A 23,938-nucleotide genomic window follows, 5' to 3' on the forward strand; every position below is an offset into this window, starting at 1 on the left:
GCGCCGCCTATCCCTGTGGGAGCTGGCTTGCCTGCGATGGCGATAGCCCAGGCGCTACAGCTTATCGATGTGCTGATAATCCAACTGAAGCCACACTGTTTGACGCGCCGCCTATCCCTGTGGGAGCTGGCTTGCCTGCGATGGCGATAGCCCAGGCGCTACAACTTATCGATGTGCTGATACTCCAACTGCAATCCGACCGCCAATTCCTCAGCACGCCCCAACCTGATAGGCCCACGTTCGATGTCAATCAGCATGCCTGGACACTCCAACCGCGGCAGCGCGCCCGTCGCCTTGAGCCGCCCATCGGTCACCACCAGCAGCTTCTGTTGCTCGGCCCGATAGCGCTTGCGCCGTGCCGCCAACCAATGCCCCGCCTCCGTCAGCGCAGCCAGCAACGGCGTCCCGCCGCCTGCTCCCAACTGCCCCAACCAATCGGCCAAGCCTTTCGCCGCCTTCAAGCCTTGCACCTGCCACTTCGGCGATTGCCCGCTGGCCGTCAATAACGCCATGCGCGCCCGTTGCCGATAAGCATCGTCAAACAGCTGAGCCAACAACCCCTTGGCATCGGTCAACGCCCGATGGCGCCGCGTGGACGCCGAGGCATCGACAATCACCAACCACAGTTCAGGAGCCGACCGGCTACGCAGGTGGAACAGCAGGTCCTCATGGCATTGCGGCCGCCCACCCAGCAACGTGCCCGGCCAATTGATCGCCCCGCGCTGTGCGCTGCGGGCCTTGCCCTGCCGGCCAGTGTTCAATCGCCCCGCCTGGGGCCAGGCATCCGCCCCCGTGTCAGCTCGGGGGCGGATGCCTAGGGCTTTTTTGGCCAGGTGGGTACATCGCGGCGGGTGCCCGTGGGCAAGGCGGGTGCGGGCATATCGCCCCACTGGCCTTGGCCGGGCGAGGTGTCGGAGGGTGACGATGACGGCCCGTCATTCGGCGGGGGCGGCGCGCCTGCAGGCGCTTGCTGCTGACGTCGATGGCGCAAGGCGAACTCCGCCACCGCGTCGATATCGTCCTGCTCGATAGCGACGGCGCCACGCCACGCCGCATGGGCACGGGCGCCACGCAACCAGACCAGGTCGGCACGCAGGCCGTCGACCCCTGCGGCAAAGCAGCGCTCGGTGATGTGGGCCAACGCCTGGTCATCCAGGGCGATACTGTCTAGCCGTGCCCGCGCCAGGGTGCAGCGTTCGCGCAAGGCAGCTTGCGCTGGCGCCCACTGCGCGCAGAACGCCGCCGGGTCAGTGTCGAAATCCAGGCGACGCCGAATGATCTGCCCGCGCTCGGGGGGCAAGGTTTGCCCGCTCAAGGCCACGTTGAAACCGAAGCGGTCGAGCAACTGCGGGCGCAGCTCGCCCTCCTCCGGGTTCATGGTGCCGATCAGTACAAAGCGCGCCGCATGGCGATGGGAAATCCCGTCGCGTTCGATCAGGTTGGTGCCGCTGGCGGCTACGTCCAGCAGCAGGTCCACCAAGTGGTCGGCCAGCAGGTTGACTTCATCCACGTACAACACCCCGCCGTCGGCCTTGGCCAACACGCCGGGGGAGAATTGCGCGCGGCCTTCGCCCAGCGCGGCATCCAGGTCCAGGGTGCCGACCAGGCGCTCTTCGGTCGCGCCCAGGGGCAAAGTGACAAACTGCCCGCTGGCCAGCAGGTCTGCCAGCCCGCGGGCCAGAGTCGACTTGGCCATGCCCCGTGGCCCTTCGATCAGCACGCCGCCGATCTTCGGGTCGATGGCCGCCAGGCACAGCGCGAGCTTCAAGTCATCGGCGCCGACCACGGCGGACAGCGGAAAATGGGGAGTATCAGTCATAGTCAACTCTTAATAGCTCGTTCCAACGCTCCCGCGTGGGAACGCTTCGCTGGACGCTCGGCGTCCGTTCTTGTGACGCAGAGCGTCACGGGCTGCATTCCCACGCGGAGCGTGGGAACGATCACTCAGCTGTCTTCTTCTATGTCCAGCAACAGGTTTTCCAAGGCTTCGCGGTACGCCCCCGGTGCCTGCCACAAGCCACGTTGCTGGGCTTCGAGCATGCGCTCGGTCATGTCGCGCAGGGCATCGGGGTTGTGCTGTTGCACAAAGGCACGGGTATCAGGGTCCAGCAGGTAGGCATCGGCGAGCAAGGCGTATTGGTGATCGTCAATCAGCGCGGTGGTAGCGTCGAAGGCGAACAGGTTGTCCACGGTCGCGGCCATTTCAAACGCGCCTTTATAGCCATGGCGCTTCACGCCCTCGATCCACTTGGGGTTGGCCGCGCGGGAACGGATCACCCGGTTGAGCTCTTCCTTCAAGGTGCGGATTTTCGGCACGTCCGGCTGGCTGTGGTCGCCATGGTAGCTGGCGGCCTTTTCGCCGCTCAGGGTTTCCACGGCGGCCAGCATGCCGCCCTGGAATTGGTAGTAGTCGTTGGAGTCGAGCAAGTCGTGCTCGCGATTGTCCTGGTTCTGCAACACCGCCTGCACCTGGCTCAACCGCTGGGCAAATTGCTCGCGGGCCGCAGTGCCTTCGTCAGCCCCCCCGTAAGCGTAGCCACCCCAGTTCAGGTAGACCTCGGCCAAGTCCTCGCGGCTCTGCCACAAGCGCCCGTCAATCGCGCCCTGCACGCCCGCGCCATAGGCACCCGGTTTGGCGCCGAAAATGCGCCAGCCGGCTTGCTTGGCCGCGGCACCTTCATCCAGGCCCGCCTCAAGCAATGCTTGGCGTTCACTGCGCACTTTGGCGGCCAGCGGGTTCATGTCGTCGGGTTCATCCAGGGCCGCCACCGCCTGCACCGCCGCATCGAACAGGCGGATCAGGTTGGCAAACGCATCGCGGAAGAACCCGGACACGCGCAGGGTCACGTCCACGCGCGGACGGTCCAATAAGCTGATCGGCAGGATCTCGAAATCGTCCACCCGCTGGCTGCCGGTGGCCCATACCGGGCGCACGCCCATCAGCGCCATGGCTTGGGCGATATCGTCCCCGCCAGTGCGCATGGTGGCAGTGCCCCATACCGACAGGCCGAGCTGACGCAGGTGGTCACCGTGGTCTTGCAGGTGCCGCTCAAGAATCAGGTTGGCCGACTGGAATCCGAGACGCCAGGCCGTGGTGGTTGGCAGGTTGCGTACGTCCACGGTAAAGAAGTTACGCCCCGTAGGCAGCACATCCAGCCGACCGCGACTCGGCGCACCGCTGGGCCCCGCCGGGACAAAACGCCCACTCAAGGCATCGAGCAAGCCACGCATCTCTGCGGGGCCGCAGGCATCCAGGCGTGGCGCGACGACGATGCGCAGGCCTTCGATCACCGCCTTCACCTCCTGCCAGCCGGGCTCTTCCAACTGTTCGATGGGGCCTTCCAGTGCCTGCTCGATCAAGCGCGCCGCGTACAACTCCAGACGTTCACGGGTATCCCCGGCCGTACGCCACAGCTGATCGTCAATCTTCTGCAACACCAACGGGCGCCGCCCCGTCCAGGGCTCGGCCAGTGCGCAATCGAGCGGATCAAACCCCAGGTCGAATGCCTTGGCCAACACTCGCAGCAGGCTCGACTGCGGGCCCCGACCATCGCCACGGGGAATGCGCAACAGCGCCAGCAAGGTGTCGATACGCAAGCGGCCCTCGGGCGACTCGCCAAAGATATGCAGGCCATCGCGGATCTGCGATTCCTTCAAGTCGCACAGGTAGGTATCCAGGCGCGGCAGCCACACCGCCGCGTCCGCCTCACTGCCCAGTTCAAGCTCCTGGTCGATACGGGTTTCGCGCACCAGTTTGAGGATGTCTTTTTGCAGCTCCAGCGCACGGCGCGGGTCAAGCAATTGCGCCTCGTAATATTCGTCGGCCAATAACTCAAGGTCACGCAACGGGCCGTAGGTTTCGGCGCGGGTCAGCGGTGGCATCAGGTGGTCGATGATCACCGCCTGGGTGCGCCGCTTGGCCTGGGCGCCCTCACCCGGGTCGTTGACGATAAACGGGTAGATATTCGGCAGCGGCCCCAGCAATGCATCCGGCCAGCAGTGCTCCGACAGGCCCACGCCTTTGCCGGGCAGCCACTCCAGGTTGCCGTGCTTGCCCACATGGATCACGCCGTGGGCGCCGTAGGTATGGCGTAGCCAGAAATAGAACGCCAGGTAGCCATGGGGCGGCACCAGGTCCGGGTCGTGGTACACCGCGCTGGCGTCTACCTGGTAACCCCGGGCCGGCTGGATGCCGACAAAGGTCAGGCCCAGGCGCAGGCCGGCGACCATCAAGCGGCCATCGCGGCACATCGGATCGTTTTGCGGCGCGCCCCAACGCTCCAGCACGGCCTGGCGATTGGAGGCCGGCAAACGATCAAACATCGCCTGGTATTCCACAACGCTCAGGCTTTGATGGCAGGGGCGCAGGTCGAGGCTGTCGAGATCGTTGGTGGCGCCGCCGAGCAGTTCATGGATCAGCGCGGTGCCGCTGTCGGGCAGCCGCTCCGCCACCGGGTAGCCCTCGGCTTGCAAGGCGCGCAGGATATTCAGCGCTGCCGCAGGGGTGTCCAGGCCTACGCCGTTGCCGATGCGACCGTCGCGGGTCGGGTAGTTGGCGAGGATCAACGCAATCCGTTTCTCGGCATTGGGCACCCGCGCCAACTCGACCCAACGGCGTGCCAGCTCAGCGACAAAATCCATGCGTTCGGGCGCTGCGCGGTAGCACACCACGTCCGACTGGCTGCGCTCGCTGCGCCAGGCCAGGTCCTTGAAACTGATCGGCCGGCTGATGATGCGCCCGTCCAACTCCGGCAAGGCAATGTGCATCGCCAGGTCGCGGGGCCCCAGGCCTTGTTCGCTGGCCTGCCAGCCGGGCTGGTTGTCCTGGGCGCAGATCGCCTGGATCACCGGGATATTGCGGCGAAACGGGCGCAAATGCGGCGCTTCCGGGCTCGATTGGGCAAAGCCGGTGGTGTTCAGAATTACCGCGGCTTGCACGTCATCCAGCAGGTCCTCGACCACCGTGAGGCAGCCGGGTTCTTTCAAACTGGCCACCGCGACAGGCAAGGGGTTGAGGCCCGCCGCCTGTAAGCGCTGGCAGAACACATCAATAAAACCGGTATTGGCCGCCTGTAAATGGGAGCGGTAGAACAGCACCGCAGCCACCGGCCAATCAGCGTGCCAATCGGCCTGCCAGTCATTGAGGCGGGCATTGGCGTTGTGCGGGTGATAGATCGCCGTGCGCGGCAGCGCTTGCGGCTCGGCCCAGGCATAGTCGCGTCCCAGGTGGGCACTGGCCAGGCAGTGGTAAAAATCCAGGGCATTGCCCAGGCCACCTTGGCGCAGGAAGTGCCACAGGCGCTCGCGGTGTTCGGCCGCAACGGTGCTCAGGCCGCTGAGTTCCGGGTCTGGGCGGTCGTCACCCGGCACCAGGATCAGGGTGACGCCGCGTTCGGCCAACTCCACCAGGCGCTCGATGCCGTAGCGCCAATACCCGATGCCGCCGTGCAATGACAGCAGGATGACCTTGGCGTGGCGCAATACCTCGTCGACGTACAGGTCGACCGAGGCATGGTTCTGCACCTGCATTGGGTTGGCCAGGCGCAGGCTGGGGTAATCCTCGGGCAATTGCTGGGCGGCTTCGGCGAGCAGCGCCAGGCTGGAATCGCCGCTGCACAGGATCACCAGTTCAGCGGGGGTCTGGCCAAGGTCGGCAATATTGTCGTCCGCGACGAAACCACCGGGTTGGGTCCTGAGCAGGTGCATGGTTAAACGCTGAGGGCAGCGCGCAATTGCGCTTCGAGGCCGGCGGCGTCCAGTTCCTGGCCGATCAGCACCAGGCGCGTGGTGCGTGCTTCGTCAGCGCCCCAGGCACGGTCGAAGTGCTTGTCAAAGCGCGTGCCCACGCCCTGGATCAGCAGGCGCATCGGTTTGTTGGGGATCGCGGCGAACCCTTTCACACGCAGGATGCCGTGCTGCACCACCAATTGGGTCAGGGCGTCGAGCAGCAGCGCCTCATCGGCTTGGGGCAAGTCGATGGAGATGGAGTCGAAGGCATCGTGATCGTGGTCGTCTTCACCTTCGTGGTGATGGTCGTGATGGCTGTGACGCCCGTCGATATGTTCCTCGGAACCGGCGCCCAGGCCGATCAGCACGTCCAGAGGCAGGCGACCGCTGCTGGCTTCGATGATCTTCACCGCGGCCGGCAGTTCTTCGGCGACCTCCAGGCGCACGCGGGCCAGGTCTTCGGCGCTGATCAGGTCGCTTTTGTTGAGGATCACCAGGTCGGCGCTGGCCAGTTGGTCGGCGAACAACTCATGCAACGGCGACTCGTGGTCCAGGTTCGGGTCAAGTTTGCGCTGGGCGTCGACCTGGTCCGGGAAGGCGGCAAAGGTACCGGCGGCCACGGCCGGGCTGTCGACCACGGTGATCACCGCGTCAACGGTGCAGGCGCTGCGGATTTCCGGCCACTGGAAGGCTTGCACCAACGGCTTGGGCAGGGCCAGGCCCGAGGTTTCGATGAGGATATGGTCCAGGTCACCGCGACGGGCGACCAATTCGCGCATCACCGGGAAGAACTCTTCCTGCACGGTGCAGCACAGGCAACCGTTGGCCAGCTCGTAGACGCGGCCGTTGGCTTCTTCTTCGGTGCAACCGATAGAACACTGCTTGAGGATTTCACCGTCGATGCCCAACTCGCCGAACTCGTTGACGATCACCGCAATGCGACGGCCCTGGGCGTTGTCGAGCATATGGCGCAACAGCGTGGTTTTGCCCGAGCCAAGGAAGCCGGTAACGATGGTGACGGGAAGTTTGGCCAGTGTTTTCATCGGATGCCCTTTGGGGCGGGCATACGGGACGACAGGCCCTGCGGCGGCGCGCAGCAGCGGATTTCGTCACCGGATCACCCCGCCCGGTTGAATTGGAAAATCAGTCGCGAGGCAGGTCTCCTGGCTTGGGGTGTGCAGGTCTTGCGACCAACGCTGACTGCGCCTTCCCGCCCTATCGGCAGTGGCGTGGCAGTCAACTGAACCCTTCACAGTTGCGGGGGCAGCCGCGGCTTGAACCGCGTTCCCTTCTTAGCTTCGGCCTGGGCCGAAGAACCTCGAGGGTGCAAGGCTACGCAGTGCACGGCAGGCGGTCAATGCTCAAGCACCTACCGGCAAGTCGGTCCAGGCAGCGGCCAACTAGGCGTAGCGCTGCCTGCCAGGATTGGCGGTGATGATGTCGGGCACATTGATCGGGCCGTAAGCCTTGAGGAAAAAATCAAATCGGCCATTCCCTGTGAGGTCGATGGCCAGCCTAGACAGGTTAGTCGTACGGTTGTAATCCAGAATCGCTTCACCTGGTTTGCCCGTCAGCCGCCTGACGAACCTCAGGGCATCAACCCCCGCGTTGCCCAGCAGGTTCGACAGATCGATTCTGTCCACACCCGTGACAAAATCCATAATCTGATCGGGATATTCCGGCGTGGAGTCGCTGGCATTGTCGTAAGCGAAGGTGTCAGCGCCCCCCGCACCTCGGAGTCGATCCGCACCCGCCCCACCTTTAAGCACGTTGTTTGCTTGGTTACCAATGATCGAGTCATGCCCGGAGCCGCCGATTGCATTCTCCAGCGTAACCCCCTTGGCAATGGAAACATTCCCCACCAGGCCGCCAACATCCGAAAAGGACTCCGCCCGCAAATTGATAGTCTGGTTTTGGTGATACTCGGAAAAGTCCAACGTATCGACACCACCACCGTCCCATACACAAAACAAGGCCGTATCGTGACGCGAGTTCAACTCCAGATAGTCTCGTCCCGCATTGGAGTTGAAGCCATAGGTGGTATCTGAATTGCGCGTCGTGTTATTGGCACCATAAACCCGCTGCGCAGCGGCGATATCATCCATCATCGGCGCCGACGGTAACTTTCCATTGAAGTGTTTACCCGCTTCAGGTGCATCGAAGTAGCTCATCACGCTGTAAGCCCGCGTATCCTGAGCATATAAGGCGTGATCGCGGTAATTGGGATTACCAAAATTATAGGTGCCTGGGTGTAACAGGCCCAGGTTGTGCCCAATTTCATGGGTCAGGGTCATTCGCCCATGGTTGTGCAAGGCTGGATTAGTATTGGTGCCAAATCGGGGATTGATCAGCACTTTACCTTCCTGGCCCGGATACTGGCCGAAGGCGACCTCGTAGTCCGTGCTATTGGAGAACGCTAGAAGCCCCTCGGGGCGACGACTGCCTTCCTGGAATGAAACATTCGCGACATCCTCCCACGATTGCATCGAGCGCCGGGCCTGCTCTTTCTGGGTCGCATTGAACGCCGTGTGCCCTCTTGCGTGCTTGTTGAATGAATAGGAGATCTGCGTGATGCCGTCGCGATTGGCGTCAAACCAACGATGGCCGGTTCGAGTGATTTGACGCGCGGCCTGATCAACCGTGAAAGAGGGTTTATCAACGTTCGATTCAGAGGGGTCGTTGGGCCTGAGGGTCGCATCGGCCACCGCTGATTGCTGATCGCCAGCAAGCGGCGCATGAAAACTTTGCAGCGTATTGGAAAGTCGCATAAAGCCCACCGTTAATTTCAATGTTGCGCGGGGAGATAAACCGGGTTTCCTTCTGAGTTATCGAAAAAAGCGCAGGCGTTCCCAAACACTTCATACATCGCGTGTCTGCCTATTGCGTCTGCAAATACTTCATCGCCATGTACTTCGTAGGTGTCCTCATCCAATTGACGCTGACCTGCACACCATGCTCTCCTACACACCTTGTTTCGGGTGCCCTTCACAGGGTGAAACGGGAAACCGGTGCGTCAAATCCAATGACAAGTCCGGTGCTGCCCCCGCAACGGTAAGCGAGCGAAGCGTCATGGCCACTGTGCTTTTGCATGGGAAGGCGATGCTTTCAGGAGGACTCTTTGATGAGCCGCCCCTCGCAAGCCCGGAGACCGGCCCGAAAAATTCAGATAACAAACCCGCGGTGGGCGGGCGCTGTTCGAACCCTGCGTGCCTGGCGCGTGGGGTTTTCATGCGCTCGTTTCACCCTGACACCTGAAAGGGACGCGCCATGTCGATCATCAGCAGCACTTCGCACACCGCCACTAGCACCGCCACCCTCAGCCAACGCCTGACCGCCGCCATCGGTGCGTCGATCCTTGGCGCGTGCCTGGTGTATTTCGCCGGGTTCTCGCATATCGAGGCAGTGCACAACGCCGCCCACGATACCCGCCACAGCGCCGCGTTCCCGTGCCATTGAGAGCTGCCGACATGATCAAGCGTATTGCGCAAACCGCAGGTTTCACTGGGCTATTGGCTGCCTTGCTGCTGACCCTGCTGCAAAGTTTCTGGGTGGCACCGCTGATTCTGCAGGCGGAAAGCTTTGAAAAAGCCCCGCCAGCCTCCGAAATGGTGCATGAGCACGCCGCTGGCGCTGCAGCCCACAGCCACGATGCCCAAGCCTGGGAGCCGGAAGATGGCTGGCAGCGGGTGTTGTCCACCACTGGAGGCAACCTGGTGGTGGCCGTAGGCTTTGCACTGATGCTCGCCGGCCTCTACACGCTGCGTGCGCCGACCCGCACCGCGCAAGGCCTGCTCTGGGGCCTGGCCGGCTACGCGACCTTTGTACTGGCACCCACCCTGGGCCTGCCACCGGAACTGCCGGGCACTGCGGCGGCGGACCTGACACTGCGCCAGACCTGGTGGATCGGCACCGCAGCCTCCACCGCCGCCGGCCTGGCGCTGATCGTGTTCGGCCGCAACTGGCTGTTGAAAGGCCTTGGGCTGGCGATTCTTGCCGTGCCCCACGTCATCGGCGCGCCGCAACCTGAGGTACATTCGATGCTGGCCCCGGAGGCGCTCGAAGCGCAGTTCAAGATCGCCTCGCAATTGACCAACGTCGCTTTCTGGCTGGCCTTGGGCCTGATCAGCGCCTGGTTGTTCCGCCGCAACCGCGACGACCAATACTCGGCATGATCCTGGTTGTCGGCTTGGGCTGCCAGCGGGGCTGTGAGGTTCACAGCCTGCTGGCGTTGCTCGACAGCGCCCTGGTCGAGGCCGGCATTGATCGCTCACGCGTGACCGCGCTGGCAAGCATTGACCACAAACGCGATGAACCTGGGCTGCTGGCACTGGCCCAGCGATTGAACCTGCCCTTGCAGTGCTTCAGCGCCGAGCACCTGGCGGGCTATGAACATCGGCTGAGCCATCGCTCAGCGCTGGCTTTTGCCCACACCGGCTGTTACGGCGTGGCCGAAAGCGCCGCCCTGGCCCTCGCCGAACAGCTGTCCGACAGCCCTGCCCGCCTGCTGATCACCCGTCAAAAAAGCGCGCAGGCCACCTTTGCGTTAGCCTGCGCGGGTTAAAAACCCGATAATTTCCGCTCTTGAGCATGAGCCGTGTTCATGCTCGCCCGTTTTTCAACAGGATTTCTCCATGACCGTCTACTTTATCGGCGCCGGCCCCGGTGACCCGGAATTGATCACCGTCAAGGGCCAGCGGCTGATCCGCAGTTGCCCGGTGATCATCTACGCCGGCTCGCTGGTGCCCGCCGCCGTGCTGGAAGGTCATCAGGCGCTCCAGGTGGTCAACAGCGCCGAACTGCACCTGGAGCAGATTATCGAGCTGATCAAGACGGCCCATGCCCAAGGCCAGGACGTGGCGCGGGTGCACTCCGGTGATCCCAGCCTGTATGGGGCGATTGGTGAACAAATACGCCATTTGCGTGAGCTGGGCATCCCTTTCCAGATCATTCCAGGAGTCACGGCGGTCGCCGCGTGCGCGGCCCTGCTGGAGACCGAACTGACCCTGCCGGACATCGCCCAAAGCGTGATCCTGACCCGTTACGCCGATAAAACCCGCATGCCTCCCGGTGAAGACTTCGACAGCCTGGCGCGACATGGCACCACGATGGCGATTCATCTGGGGGTCAATCATCTGGAGAAAATCGTTGCCGAGCTGCTGCCGCATTACGGTTCGGACTGCCCGATTGCCGTGGTACACCGTGCCACCTGGCCGGATCAGGATTGGGTGGTCGGTACGCTGAGTGACATTGCCGAGAAAGTTGCGGCGAAGGGGTTTCGGCGAACAGCGTTGATTGTGGTGGGCCGGGTGTTGTCCAGTGACAGTTTCAGCGAGTCGTCGCTGTACCGCGCAGGGCATGCGCACCTCTATCGCCCCTGAAGCCAGCTCCCAAACTTGATCTGCTTTATCAGATATATTTTGCAACTCTATGAATTTAAATAATAAAAAACGGCGCTCACGAGGCGCCGTCTTTTATGTTCGCAGTGAACACCTTACTCAGTAGTAGGCGTTTTCTTTCTGCGTGTGGTCAGTCACGTCACGTACACCCTTGAGTTCAGGAATACGTTCCAGCAGCGTACGCTCGATGCCCTCACGCAAGGTCACGTCCGCCTGGCCGCAGCCCTGGCAGCCGCCGCCGAACTTCAGTACGGCGATACCGTCATCCACCACGTCGATCAGGCTCACCTGGCCGCCATGGCTGGCCAGCCCCGGGTTGATCTCGGTTTGCAGGTAGTAGTTGATACGCTCATTGACCGGGCTGTCGGCGTTGACGTTCGGCACCTTGGCGTTGGGGGCCTTGATGGTCAACTGGCCGCCCATACGGTCGGTGGCGTAGTCGACCACGGCGTCGTCCAGGAAGGCTTCGCTGAAGGCATCGATGTACGCGGTGAAGCTTTTGAGCCCCAGGGCGGTGTCTTCAGGCTTCTCTTCGCCGGGCTTGCAGTAGGCAATGCAAGTCTCGGCATACTGGGTGCCGGGCTGGGTGATAAAGACGCGGATGCCGATACCCGGGGTGTTCTGCTTGGACAGCAGGTCAGCCAGGTAATCGTGGGCGGCGTCGGTAATGGTTATGGCAGTCATGGAAACTCCTCACAGGCTTGCCCGCAGTTTACGCCAAATTATTACGCAGGTACAAAGTCCGAGTATTTTTGTCGGGAAAGACCTGTTCCTGTTGGCCTGACGCATCGTGACACCTGGCCATTTCTGCGAAAACCTGTGCCTACCTATATAGCCCCCCCCCGCAAACCCCGGCTCAATAGAGTGAATCCTCTTCGACTACGGATTGTGAGGATTGAATGAATAACGCATTGCAGAGCTTCTATTTCAAGGGCTTGCCGGAACAGCAAGTGCATTTGGACCATCTGATTGATTTCGTGACGACACAAGGCTCGCTGACGGCATCCGCCGCCGAGGTGTACTACTGCCCCCCGCACAACAGCGAACTGCATCGCGAGTGCAAGGAAGCCTTTCGAGTCTTGGCAAAGCTGGAAGCCGATGAAGACTTTCAGCGCTTCCTGCGGGAAAAGCCCGAACCGGATGATTCCATTATCGGCCGGGACTTCCTTTACGACCTGCTCTCCACCTTGTTCAGCAGCACGCGCTCACCGATACCCGACCCTGCCGAAACGTTCAGCATTGCCGACCATTCGGTCATCCTGCGCCATATGCCCACCTATTGGTACATCGACGCCGACGTGTTGCTGGATATCAACCGGCGTGTGGGTAACGGCCTCAAAAGCGACGGTTCGGTGCGGTTTGATCTGGTGCTCAAGTATTACTCGATCATCCCGGCACAGCCCAAAACCCGCGAGCAGTGGAAAGCGGTTCTCGCTGTCTTGCAGGAACATCACACCCTGAAAAAACTCGGACACGAAGGCAACCTCAGCGATTTGCAGCACTTGCTGGATGCGCCTGCCGACCAGAAAATCAAGGAGATTATCCGCCAGATCGAAACACAAACCCGTCAATCGCTGTTCCGTCATGTATTGCCCGAAACATTCACCGCCTCACAACAGGACATGCTCACCACCACCCCCACCGTGCTGCTCGATCAATTGCTCAATAGCCCCGATAACCTGGCACTGGGCGAACGGATTGCCAAGGCCTTGGACTGGTATGGCAGCCAGAAGGACGAAATCTGCCCAGACCCGGTACGGGTGAAATTACTGTGGCGCGCGTTGTGGCTGACGATCATTCCCAGCACCGACTCGCTGATCGACAACGAATTGAAACTATTCATCGCGCCTGGCGCGTCTTATTCGTCGGTCCGCCAATCCTTGATCAGCCGCTATGAACATAGCTTGTCGATCAGCGCTGACGCGGCACAATTGGCGGTGTGCGTCCTCAAGGCCAATGTTGCCAGCGAAGTCTGGGTGGCCGATATTCCCGATGACCTCCCCTACGCTGCCACCAGTACCTGGGTCAATTTCAGAAGCGGCTTTCTGCTGGCCGAAACGATTGCACCGGGTTCATCGCGCCACATGAGTTTCGAACAATTGCTCAACCAGGCGGCGGAACACTTTCGCGCCAGCGGCGATGACATTAAACAACAGGCACTGGTCGCAGCGGCCAAGTTGGGCCCCACCGTGCAATGGGCACAGGCCAACGGCCTGATCGCCAGCCGATCGTCGGGCCACTCACGGGATGAGCTCACCCAGGCCGTCACCGCCCTGGAGCAGCATGAATATGAGATGTTCAACGCAATTCAGAACCTCAAACTCAAACTGCCCAGCCGTTGGCGCTTTGTCTCGGACATGGAGTACGACAAAGCCTTTCGCGACGCCCTTGAGATGCCGAGAAACGCCTACAAGACCTTAATCCAGTCACTGCTTGCGCACCTGGGCAATGCGACCCTGGATGTGGATCAGGACGAGATCACCGTGTATTCATTAAGAGAAGCCCTGGACAAGGTGCCCATCGAATATGAAACCAAAGCCAAGACCGATGCCGTTCGTTACCGGACAGGTTTTATCCTACGCATCGCCAAGCCCCGCTCGCCCCTCCATGCCATCTACATCGAGGTATTCCCCTTCGCCGGCCTGCTGCGTCGACGCAAAGACCTGCAAAGCCTACCGCTAAACGGCAAAGTGGTAGAGCTACGCGACGCCATGAGCTGGGATAAGTACAGGCTGGCCACCGAAGTACCGTTTGATCGAGAGGCTTACCGCGAGAACAAAGCGCCCAGACCAGGCAAAAAAGCTGAGTTGATCGTTGAACAAGTCGGCGAGACACTGCCTGGCATCGACGCAGGGCCGCGCATCCCATCGTTCGCGCCCAACACGCTGTATGCGCCGCGCAGTGAAACCCTGGCAAGCATGATTGCCCGCGAGCTGTTTTTCTGCGATGAGCAAGCCCTCCTGGAAAAAACCCGCAAAGACACGCGGGAGGTAGACATTCCCGCTGAGGTACTCGAAGACTTGGCGTTCTGGGGCAAGATTTTTATCCCGTTTTGGGGCGGTATCGACGACATCGCCTCCGGTGATCCCCAGCGCATCAAGTCAGGCGTCGCCGGCCTGTTCATTGACATCGTAGCTTTCGCGTTGCCGGTAGGGCGGTATGTGGCCGGCTCCACCCGCCTGCTCATCCACGCAGGCAAGACCGGGCTGCGCCTGGCGCTGCCTAAGCTCGCGAAACTGACCGGGAAGCTGGTAATTGCCACGCTCCACGAACTCAACCCCCTGGCCGCCCTGCCCAGCCTGCTCAGGCTCGCGCGCTTTGGTTTGCTCAAGCTGGGACATAAATTGATGCGCCAGGCAAAACGGGGTATTGCCCAGCTGCGCGATGGGACGATCGCCGCAAGGCACATACGCTCGGTTGACCCTGACAGCTGGAAGCCGCTGCAGGCGGGCGATCAACTGTTTACCGTGGACGGCTTCGCCAATGTCCCGATGCGCAACGTCGGCAGCCTCGAGGCGCCGGATTATCGCTTGATCGATACCGCCTCCAATAAAGCCTTCGGGCCGCGCTTTAGAGAGCCGATCACGGTCATCAGCAACAGCAGCCCGTTGATTCGTCAGTACGCGGTTGACCCGGAGTTGATCAGAGGCCTCAAGCCCGACGCACACGGTATCTTCTCCCGAGCGGACTACAACCAGAAGTTCATCTGTAATGTTGATGACAAGGGCAAAATCGCGGTGTACCAGGTCCGCGACAATTCCTATGGGTTCATTCAGGAGGCCGCCGCGGGCGCCGACACCAGCTTTTCTATCGTACTGGTCAATCCGAGGAGCAATCGCGATTTGTCGATCACGCTGTCGTCGGTGGAGCCTGGTCATTGGTATTCAGGCCCGATCAAGCTCGCGGGCGGCGCGCCGGATGCGCCAAGCGTGGTAACGCCCTCAGTGCTGTTGAAATGGACCGAGGCCAGTGAAGACGCCCTGAAAAAAACCATGGACAACTTCGTCAGCACTTACAACCTGGACCCCAGCGCCTTTCGGCAGTTCGTCAACAGCCGCAACACCCTGACACCCCGAGGGCGAAAGATGCTGGACCGTGCAGGGACCGCCCGCACCTGCGTCACTTACGAGCATATGGAGCACTGGAGCAAGGCGTCCCAGCGCGAGCGCAACAGCCTCACCCTTGAAGGCTTCGCCGCCGACCATAACCTGGACCCGGTGGCCTTTGCCGAGCATGTAAACATTGATGGCACCTATCGAGCGGCAGGCAAAGTACTCGCCAAATACGCCAGAGGTGAACAATTCGACGACCTGAAACCCGAACACCTGCAAGAGTGGAACAAGCACTACAACGCCACCAACTCAAGGGTGTCCATGCACGCATTTGTCGAGCAGAACAACCTCAACCCGGTTATCTGGAGTGACTACGTCAATGACAATGGCAGCATGACCCGCGCCGGTAGAGAAAGGTGGCTGTTCGGACAACGAAGCCCGGTGGACGAGCCCGTGGCCAGGAAGCGGCCTGCGCCCCCCACGGCAGGTAGCTCAAAACGTCCGCGGCTGGACGATGACGCCACACCCACGCGGCGCCGATCCACTTCAATCACGGCGTCTTTTGATCATAAAATCAACAATAATGCGCCAATTCTGCAAGACCCCAACGACGTCAGGCGCAGCTTGACCCTTGAACTTGAAGGTCCGTTGCAAAAAATAGAGATCACCGACGCCAACCAGTTTTTTGACGAGTTCACCGGCCTGCAATACGTCGAAGTCAAAGAGGCTGCAACCAAGAGTATCCGTGAATGGATCGCCAAGGAAGGCAATCATCATCGCCGGCTTGATCGCCTTTTGGAGGTCAAGAAACTGCAGGAGGGCCCAGAGCGTGGCCTGTCGGTCGTAGCCAGAACCGATATAAAACGCTTCGATGTCCTTGGGCCGTATACCGGCAAGCTGCACCTTGATCAAGCCTCGATCAATACCGAGATACTGGAAAAAGGTGAAGCGGCCGTCGGCACGTATTTATTCCAGACCCACACTCATGGCGCGACTATCAGCGGCCACGGTAACAGCAGTACGCTAAGCCTGATCAATGCGGTCAAGGTGCCCAACCTGCCCGACGCTGGCATCGAAAATGTCGGCGCCGTGTATGTCGGCAAATACATGGTGTTCATAGTCGCTTGGCGGGATATCCCTGCCGGGACCGAGCTGCTGATGGACTATGGGAAAGCCTACTGGAAGTACGTGAGGCCCTGAGCCGCCAAACGGCAGTGCTAATGCTTTTGCCAGATGGGTAACGCATCATCAATGCCAAACCAATGTTTGAGCCTGCGATGCGCAGCCTTCTACAACACCTGGTAACTGGCCCATGCGCCCAGCGCAATGACAGCGATGCACACCGGTATCATTGCGTAGGGGTCTATTGCCCTGTGCTCGATGGCCCAGCGCCCAGCGCATAGCACCAGTACGTGAAGCAGATACACCGAGTAGGAGCAGTCTCCCAGCAGTTTTATCAAGCGCGAACCATGGAAGTAAGGCTCCAGCGCCACACAACTGATCACCAGCACGGCGCTGGGCACTCCCCATTCCAACGCGCGCGGGGCATCCACGCCATGGTAGATCGCCGCCAATGCCGCGACGACGCCCAGCAACGCCAGCCACGGCCTGGACCGGCACAGACCGCGGCGGTAGAGCATGCCAATCGCCACGCCCATGAGAAACTCCAGGACAATGTCATTACGGTAAAACCCGTCGGCCAAGTCAAAGGCGGGGCCAATGACGTAGCACAGCAGATACAACAGCGCCGCCACCACCCACAGCCGACAGGCTTCACGCACCAGCAGCGCAACAGCGAACAGGCAGTAGAACAGCATCTCGAAATTCAACGTCCAGCCCACATCCAGCAGTGGATACACGCCGTAGCCCGCCGGGTTTTGCGCGGGGATAAAGAGCATCGACAGGAGCACATGACCCAGTTCTAGCTGAACGTCTGGAAACATCCAGGGCATGGCCGTGACCAGCACAGCCAAAAGCACGGTATAGAACCAGTACGCCGGAGCAATCCTGGCCACGCGCATCAGCATGAAGCGCCAGGGTGTCAGCGCTTTATCGGCGCTCGCGAGGAAAATCACCAAGCCGCTGATGACGAAGAATACGTCCACCCCGGCGCCGCCCTTTTCGACCAACAGGTCCTCAAAGGCGTTGTGGGCCTCGAAGTTGAAAAACAGCTGCATGACGTGGTGACCCACCACTACCCATGCAGCCAACGCGCGCAACAACTGCACTGAAATCAGCATCGGCATACCCTTTCCAATATGTAGGTAAATATCCGACTGCTTCAGCCCCGCATGCAGAAATGACCGGATCAATGCACTTCGTTATAGGTTCTCATAGCGGTTCATGTCCAATACGCCCTCTTCCACCGGCGTGGTTTCGTGAATGTACCGCGACAAGTCATGGAAGTACTGCCAGAACAGCGGGTGACTGCGACGCACACCCCAGCGGTCGACGATTTTCTCGAAGCTCTTGGCGTCCTTGGCCTGCTCCATCTGCGCGACAAACTCAGGCACTTGCCGGGCCGGGATATTGAACATGAAGTTCGGGTAGCTGCTGAGCACGCCTGGGTAGATCGTCACCGTGTCCAGCCCCGGCTGATAGCGATACGCCTCTCCCAGCAGGAACGCCACGTTACTGTGGGCACGGTTGCGCAGCAGGCTGTAGACCTCGCGCTTGCCGCTGGCGGTTTCGATGCGCAGCATCGTGGCTTCGGGCAATTGCTCGATCACCTTGAGCCCTGCCGCCGGCCGCGAGGTCAGGCGGCTCAGGGCTTGCTCGGCATCCTGCAAGGCCGGGTCAATGCCGTCGCGGGAGCAGAACGCGCCGCTGCAGCGGTTGATCGGGTCGGGGCTGGCGTTCAAATGGCCGTAGCGGGTCAGCAACTGGTTGGCGAAGTCACGCTTGGGGTCCTTCTCGCTCAGGTGCAAACCACTGGCCTTGTCATCGTCAATCGCTTCGTAGTCCAGCCACAGCTTGAGCTTGCCGCTGTTCTGGTACCAATCGTCCATGAAGTCTTCACGGGTGTCGGCGGGCATCAGGCGCAGGAAGTTCTGCTCGGCGCCGTTACGGATCAGGTCGAAATACAGGCGGGTCTGGGCCTGGTGCGAGACGTTGCCAAACACATCGAAATTCACCGCCAGCTGGTAATAGGTGCGTTCCAGCAGTGGGTAGTCGAACAGCCACATCGTCTGCGGAACCTCGCCAATCAGGCCCTTGGTCACCGAGGCGCTGTCGAAATGGCGGAAAATGCTCAACAAGGCGTTGTCATTGCCCGCCCACAATGTCGACCAGCTCGGCGCCGGCAGGTCTGCATAGTTGTCACGGCGCAAGGCTTCGTATTGGTTGCGCTTGTCACGATAGGCCAGCCACAGGCTCAGCACACTGCCCACGTCGTCATTCTGCCCGGGCATGGCCAGCAACGGCGTGGCCTGGCCGCGATAACGCGCATCGGTGATGTACAGATCGTGGTCGGGGTCCTGGAACAGCGTCCAGAAGTTATCGCGGATCACGTCCGTGGCGATCTGCCCACGGCACACCGGCCCGCGAATGAAGGTACGCACGAAGTACTCAGCGTTATCGAGCATGAATTGGTAGCGCGCTTTAGCCGGGATGGCTTCGAATGTCGCGAACGGATTGGCCCGGCTGCCGGGGCCATAGCCTGGCAAGGCCGTGACCTGCCAGTCGCCGGCGTAGAACAACGCCTTGATCCGCGCCATCTTCGCCGCGCTGAAGGGGTAAGTGATGTGAGTTTTATGCACGATCACACCCTGCACCGGCCACAGGCGGTAGTACACCTGGGTGCCTGGGTCGTCGTTGGGGCGACGTGTGGCGATCAAGTCAATCGGCTGGCCACTGGGCGTACGCGAACGCACCCACTGGAAGTAATGCCCCGGCTCGCCGTTCTCGAAATAGATATGCGCCAGGAACAAATGCTCGAACAGCCAGCGCGCCACCAGGCTATCCCGGGCGCCCGGCTGGTTGAACAGGTTTTCCCACTGTTGCACTTGCAACGCTTCCCTGGCACTCGGCGCCAGGCCCTGCTCGTCAATCGGCGCGCCGGAGGCCAGCCAGCGTTGCAAAGTCTGGTATTGCTGATCGGTCAGGCCGGTGACCGCCAGCGGCATACCTTCCTTGGGGTGAGCGCCGGCATAGGCACTGAACTCGCCGGGCGTTGCGCACATATTTTCGCGGTTGAGCCCCAGCACAATGTTGTCGGGCAGCTTGGCATTGGGCGCCAGCGGCGCGTTGTGCCCCAGCTCCAGCATGCGCGCCATCAGCGCAGCCTGGCTGCCCTGGGCGTCCAGCACCGAATAGAAGCCCTTTTGCTGCCACGCCTGCTTCCCGAATGCGTCATAAAACAACCGCGTAGTTGGCGTGGCCTGGCCGCGCTCGCCGTCATACACCGGCATTTTGCTTGCACCGCGCGCGGCGCCCTCGGCACTGCCCAGGTTGAGCTGGCAGGCGGAGTCGTAGCAGGCGTGGCAGGCCACGCATTTCTCGGTGAAGATCGGTTGGATATCGCGGGTGTAGGAGATCGCCGAAGCGGGACCTTCTGCCTGCGCAGTACTGGCTATCAAGGCCAGGACGGCGCTGACGATCAAACGAAGTGACATGTATCGGGTCCCGATTCAAGGCGTGCGGTCTGTGAAATGGCGGTGATTCTACCGGGCCATGACCGCCAGCAACATGAGCGATATTCATGCACAACCCGGACATGCTCCAAATCGGCACAGGTTTGCTATGATTCACGCCCTCCGTAATGCCTGACCAGAGTAGTCCCATGCCCGATCGTAGCGCTCGCCTGCAAGCCCTTCACCAAGCCCTCAAGGAACGCATCCTGATCCTTGATGGTGGCATGGGCACGATGATCCAGAGCTATAAGCTCGAGGAGCAGGACTACCGTGGCAAACGCTTCGCCGATTGGCCAAGCGACGTCAAGGGCAACAACGACCTGCTGGTGCTGACCCGCCCGGACGTGATCGGCGGCATTGAAAAAGCCTACCTGGACGCCGGCGCCGACATCCTTGAAACAAACACCTTCAACGCCACGCGAATCTCCATGGCCGATTACGGCATGGAAGAACTGGCCTATGAACTGAACGTGGAAGGCGCACGCCTGGCGCGCAAGGTGGCCGACGCCAAAACCCACGAGAACCCGGCCAAACCGCGTTTTGTCGCCGGTGTACTGGGCCCGACCAGCCGTACCTGCTCGCTGTCGCCAGACGTCAACAACCCCGGCTACCGCAACGTGACCTTCGATGAGCTGGTGGAAAACTACACCGAAGCCACCAAGGGCCTGATCGAAGGCGGCGCCGACCTGATCCTGATCGAAACCATCTTCGACACCCTTAACGCCAAGGCCGCGATCTTCGCCGTGCAAGGGGTGTTCGAGGAACTGGGCGTGGAACTGCCGATCATGATCTCCGGCACCATCACCGACGCCTCCGGCCGAACCCTGTCGGGCCAGACCACCGAAGCGTTCTGGAACTCCGTGGCACACGCCAAGCCGATCTCGGTCGGTTTGAACTGCGCCCTCGGCGCCAGCGAGCTGCGCCCCTACCTGGAGGAGTTGTCGAACAAGGCCAACACCCACGTTTCGGCGCACCCTAATGCTGGCCTACCCAACGAATTCGGCGAGTACGACGAGCTGCCATCGCAAACGGCCAAGGTCATCGAAGAGTTCGCCCAGAGCGGCTTTCTCAACATCGTCGGCGGCTGCTGCGGTACCACACCGGGCCATATTGAAGCCATCGCCAAGGCCGTGGCTGGCTACGCGCCGCGCCCGATCCCGGACATTCCCAAGGCCTGCCGCCTATCAGGCCTGGAGCCGTTCACCATTGATCGCCGTTCGCTGTTCGTCAACGTCGGCGAACGTACCAACATCACAGGCTCAGCCAAGTTCGCCCGCCTGATCCGCGAAGACAACTACACCGAAGCCCTGGAAGTCGCCCTGCAGCAGGTGGAAGCCGGCGCCCAGGTGATCGATATCAACATGGACGAGGGCATGCTGGATTCGAAGAAGGCCATGGTGACCTTCCTCAATCTGATCGCCGGTGAGCCAGACATCTCCCGCGTACCGATCATGATCGACTCTTCCAAGTGGGAAGTGATCGAAGCCGGGCTCAAGTGCATCCAGGGCAAGGGCATCGTCAACTCCATCAGCATGAAGGAAGGCGTAGAGCAGTTCATTCACCACGCCAAGCTGTGCAAGCGCTACGGCGCGGCGGTGGTGGTGATGGCGTTCGACGAAGCCGGCCAGGCTGACACCGAAGCGCGCAAGAAAGAAATCTGCAAACGCTCCTACGACATCCTGGTCAATGATGTCGGTTTCCCGCCGGAAGACATCATCTTCGACCCGAACATCTTCGCGGTCGCCACCGGTATCGAAGAGCACAACAACTATGCCGTCGATTTCATCAACGCCTGTGCCTATATCCGTGATGAGTTGCCCTACGCGCTGACCTCCGGTGGCGTGTCCAACGTGTCGTTCTCGTTCCGGGGCAACAACCCGGTGCGCGAAGCGATCCACTCGGTGTTCCTGCTGCATGCGATCCGTGCGGGCCTGACCATGGGTATCGTCAACGCCGGCCAGTTGGAGATCTACGACCAGATCCCCGCCGAGCTGCGTGACGCCGTCGAAGACGTGGTACTCAACCGTACGCCGGACGGCACCGACGCCCTGCTGGCGATTGCCGACAAGTACAAGGGCGACGGCAGCGTCAAGGAAGCCGAGACCGAGGAATGGCGTGGCTGGGAGGTCAACAAACGTCTGGAACACGCGCTGGTCAAGGGCATCACCACGCACATTGTCGAAGACACCGAAGAATCGCGCCTGTCGTTTGCGCGCCCGATCGAAGTGATCGAAGGCCCGCTGATGTCCGGCATGAACATCGTCGGCGACCTGTTCGGCGCCGGTAAGATGTTCCTGCCCCAAGTGGTGAAATCCGCCCGGGTGATGAAGCAGGCGGTGGCCCACTTGATCCCGTTCATCGAGCTGGAAAAAGGCGACAAGCCTGAAGCCAAGGGCAAGATCCTGATGGCCACGGTCAAGGGCGACGTGCATGACATCGGCAAGAACATTGTCGGCGTGGTGCTGGGTTGCAACGGCTATGACATCGTCGACCTGGGGGTGATGGTACCGGCGGAGAAGATCCTGCAGGTGGCCAAGGAGCAGAAGTGCGACATCATCGGTCTATCCGGCCTGATCACCCCGTCTCTGGATGAAATGGTGCATGTGGCCCGCGAGATGCAGCGCCAGGATTTCCACCTGCCGCTGATGATCGGGGGCGCCACCACCTCCAAGGCGCACACGGCGGTGAAGATCGAGCCCAAGTACAGCAACGACGCGGTGATCTACGTCACCGACGCCTCCCGCGCCGTGGGCGTGGCCACCCAGTTGCTGTCCAAGGAGTTGAAGGCCGGCTTCGTCGAAAAGACCCGTCTGGAATACATCGACGTACGTGAGCGCACCTCCAACCGTAGTGCACGCACCGAGCGCCTGAGCTACCCGGCGGCCATCGCCAAGAAGCCGCAGTTCGACTGGAGCAGCTACACCCCGGTCAAACCGACCTTTACCGGCGCCAAGGTGCTGGACAATATCGACCTCAACGTCCTCGCCGAATACATCGACTGGACGCCGTTCTTCATCTCCTGGGACCTGGCCGGCAAGTTCCCGCGCATCCTCACCGATGAAGTGGTGGGTGAAGCGGCAACCGCGCTGTATGCCGATGCCCAGGAAATGCTCAAGAAGTTGATCGACGAAAAACTCATCAGCGCCCGTGCGGTGTTCGGTTTCTGGCCGACCAACCAGGTGCAGGACGATGATCTGGAAGTGTACGGTGACGACGGCCAGCCCATCGCCAAACTGCATCACTTGCGCCAGCAAATCATCAAGACCGACGGCAAGCCGAACTTTTCCCTGGCCGACTTCGTCGCGCCCAAGGACAGCGGCGTGACCGACTATATCGGTGGTTTCATCACCACCGCCGGCATCGGTGCCGAAGAAGTGGCCAAGGCTTACCAGGACGCCGGCGATGACTACAACTCGATCATGGTCAAGGCCCTCGCCGACCGTCTCGCCGAAGCCTGCGCCGAATGGCTGCACCAGCAAGTGCGTAAAGAGCACTGGGGTTATGCCAAGGACGAGCAACTGGACAACGAAGCACTGATCAAGGAGCAGTACAGCGGCATACGCCCTGCCCCCGGCTACCCGGCGTGCCCGGACCACACAGAAAAGGCCCAGCTGTTTCAACTACTGGACCCAGAGGCGCGTGAAATGCACGCCGGGCGCAGCGGCGTATTCCTGACCGAGCACTACGCGATGTTCCCGGCGGCGGCGGTCAGTGGCTGGTACTTTGCCCACCCACAGGCGCAGTATTTTGCGGTGGGCAAAGTCGACAAGGATCAGGTGACCAGCTACACCGCACGCAAAGGCCAGGACCTGAGCGTCACAGAGCGCTGGCTGGCGCCGAACCTGGGTTACGACAACTGAAGGCCTGCCCGGCTCGTTACCGCCGTGTCGACGGCCCCGGTTGCGGCGATGCCGGACCGGGTCGTGGCGCTACGGTGACAGTTGCCTGTAATGCCTGCACCTCCTTAACAATTGTCGGGACAGCCCCAGCAAACGCTGGCCCTTGATCAGCCGTCGCATACCGGTACGCCTGGGTATCGTGCAGTGGTTCGAGCAGATGGAAAAACCGCTCATGCCCCGGCTCATCGGCCAGTTGTTGCCATAACTGCCGCCTGGGGACGGCCAGGTCCTGC

Annotated in this window: 13 protein-coding genes, 1 pseudogene and 2 riboswitches; of the genes and pseudogenes, 6 read left to right on the top strand and 8 right to left on the bottom strand. The window is 61.2% G+C overall.

Features of this window, described 5'->3' with window-relative positions; all coding sequences use genetic code 11:
• Nucleotides 1-158: 158 nt before the first annotated feature.
• The 5 genes from JMV15_RS09460 to JMV15_RS09480 all read right to left on the bottom strand — a co-directional run bounded on the left by JMV15_RS09460 (nucleotide 159) and on the right by JMV15_RS09480 (nucleotide 8,495).
• Nucleotides 159-761, bottom strand: a complete 603-nt coding sequence (locus tag JMV15_RS09460) for a vWA domain-containing protein (protein WP_058410565.1) — start codon at nucleotides 759-761, stop codon at nucleotides 159-161.
• 53 nt (nucleotides 762-814) lie between these two features.
• Nucleotides 815-1,819, bottom strand: coding sequence for an ATP-binding protein (locus tag JMV15_RS09465; protein ID WP_201491356.1), 1,005 nt, complete (start codon nucleotides 1,817-1,819; stop codon nucleotides 815-817).
• A 125-nt stretch (nucleotides 1,820-1,944) separates the two neighbouring features.
• Nucleotides 1,945-5,706: a cobaltochelatase subunit CobN gene (gene cobN, locus JMV15_RS09470; RefSeq protein WP_106111584.1), complete on the bottom strand. Its 3,762-nt coding sequence runs from the start codon at nucleotides 5,704-5,706 to the stop codon at nucleotides 1,945-1,947.
• Nucleotides 5,707-5,708: 2 nt separating this feature from the next.
• Complete coding sequence (gene cobW / locus JMV15_RS09475; RefSeq protein WP_014718278.1) at nucleotides 5,709-6,770, bottom strand: cobalamin biosynthesis protein CobW; 1,062 nt, start codon at nucleotides 6,768-6,770, stop codon at nucleotides 5,709-5,711.
• A 93-nt stretch (nucleotides 6,771-6,863) separates the two neighbouring features.
• Nucleotides 6,864-7,063: riboswitch (cobalamin riboswitch) on the bottom strand.
• Nucleotides 7,064-7,127: 64 nt separating this feature from the next.
• Nucleotides 7,128-8,495, bottom strand: a complete 1,368-nt coding sequence (locus JMV15_RS09480; protein WP_137270555.1) for a M10 family metallopeptidase C-terminal domain-containing protein — start codon at nucleotides 8,493-8,495, stop codon at nucleotides 7,128-7,130.
• Nucleotides 8,496-8,686: 191 nt separating this feature from the next.
• Nucleotides 8,687-8,898, top strand: a riboswitch (cobalamin riboswitch).
• A gap of 96 nt (nucleotides 8,899-8,994) precedes the next feature.
• On the opposite strand from JMV15_RS09480, the gene JMV15_RS09485 reads away from it, so the two are divergent.
• The 4 genes from JMV15_RS09485 to cobM all read left to right on the top strand — a co-directional run bounded on the left by JMV15_RS09485 (nucleotide 8,995) and on the right by cobM (nucleotide 11,105).
• A complete protein-coding gene (locus JMV15_RS09485) occupies nucleotides 8,995-9,183 on the top strand; it encodes a CbtB domain-containing protein (protein WP_003190735.1) in 189 nt (62 codons plus the stop codon).
• A gap of 11 nt (nucleotides 9,184-9,194) precedes the next feature.
• A complete protein-coding gene (locus tag JMV15_RS09490; RefSeq protein ID WP_019820249.1) occupies nucleotides 9,195-9,899 on the top strand; it encodes a CbtA family protein in 705 nt (234 codons plus the stop codon).
• Nucleotides 9,896-10,288, top strand: a complete 393-nt coding sequence (locus JMV15_RS09495) for a cobalamin biosynthesis protein (protein ID WP_020301553.1) — start codon at nucleotides 9,896-9,898, stop codon at nucleotides 10,286-10,288. Before JMV15_RS09490 ends, JMV15_RS09495 begins: the two co-directional genes overlap by 4 nt.
• Nucleotides 10,289-10,358: 70 nt before the next feature.
• Nucleotides 10,359-11,105 (top strand): precorrin-4 C(11)-methyltransferase, encoded by a 747-nt coding sequence (cobM, locus tag JMV15_RS09500; protein ID WP_069868419.1) that lies wholly within the window; start codon nucleotides 10,359-10,361, stop codon nucleotides 11,103-11,105.
• A 117-nt stretch (nucleotides 11,106-11,222) separates the two neighbouring features.
• On the opposite strand, the gene nfuA is transcribed toward cobM, so the two are convergent.
• Nucleotides 11,223-11,807, bottom strand: a complete 585-nt coding sequence (gene nfuA, locus JMV15_RS09505) for a Fe-S biogenesis protein NfuA (RefSeq protein WP_003190728.1) — start codon at nucleotides 11,805-11,807, stop codon at nucleotides 11,223-11,225.
• A gap of 215 nt (nucleotides 11,808-12,022) precedes the next feature.
• Here nfuA and JMV15_RS09510 point away from each other — a divergent pair, with 215 nt between their 5' ends.
• A complete protein-coding gene (locus JMV15_RS09510; RefSeq protein ID WP_201491357.1) occupies nucleotides 12,023-16,375 on the top strand; it encodes an SET domain-containing protein-lysine N-methyltransferase in 4,353 nt (1,450 codons plus the stop codon).
• Between the two features lie 92 nt (nucleotides 16,376-16,467).
• Here the strand turns inward: JMV15_RS09510 and JMV15_RS09515 are convergent.
• Both JMV15_RS09515 and JMV15_RS09520 read right to left on the bottom strand, forming a co-directional pair.
• Nucleotides 16,468-17,415: pseudogene (locus JMV15_RS09515) on the bottom strand (acyltransferase family protein); the annotation flags it as partial.
• Between the two features lie 81 nt (nucleotides 17,416-17,496).
• On the bottom strand, nucleotides 17,497-19,788 hold the full coding sequence (locus JMV15_RS09520; RefSeq protein WP_038449972.1) for a fatty acid cis/trans isomerase: 2,292 nt from the start codon (nucleotides 19,786-19,788) through the stop codon (nucleotides 17,497-17,499).
• 167 nt (nucleotides 19,789-19,955) lie between these two features.
• Here JMV15_RS09520 and metH point away from each other — a divergent pair, with 167 nt between their 5' ends.
• A complete protein-coding gene (metH, locus tag JMV15_RS09525; RefSeq protein ID WP_038449970.1) occupies nucleotides 19,956-23,666 on the top strand; it encodes a methionine synthase in 3,711 nt (1,236 codons plus the stop codon).
• Nucleotides 23,667-23,938: the final 272 nt, after the last annotated feature.

This window comes from Pseudomonas paracarnis (assembly GCF_904063055.1).
GTDB lineage: Bacteria > Pseudomonadota > Gammaproteobacteria > Pseudomonadales > Pseudomonadaceae > Aquipseudomonas > Aquipseudomonas paracarnis.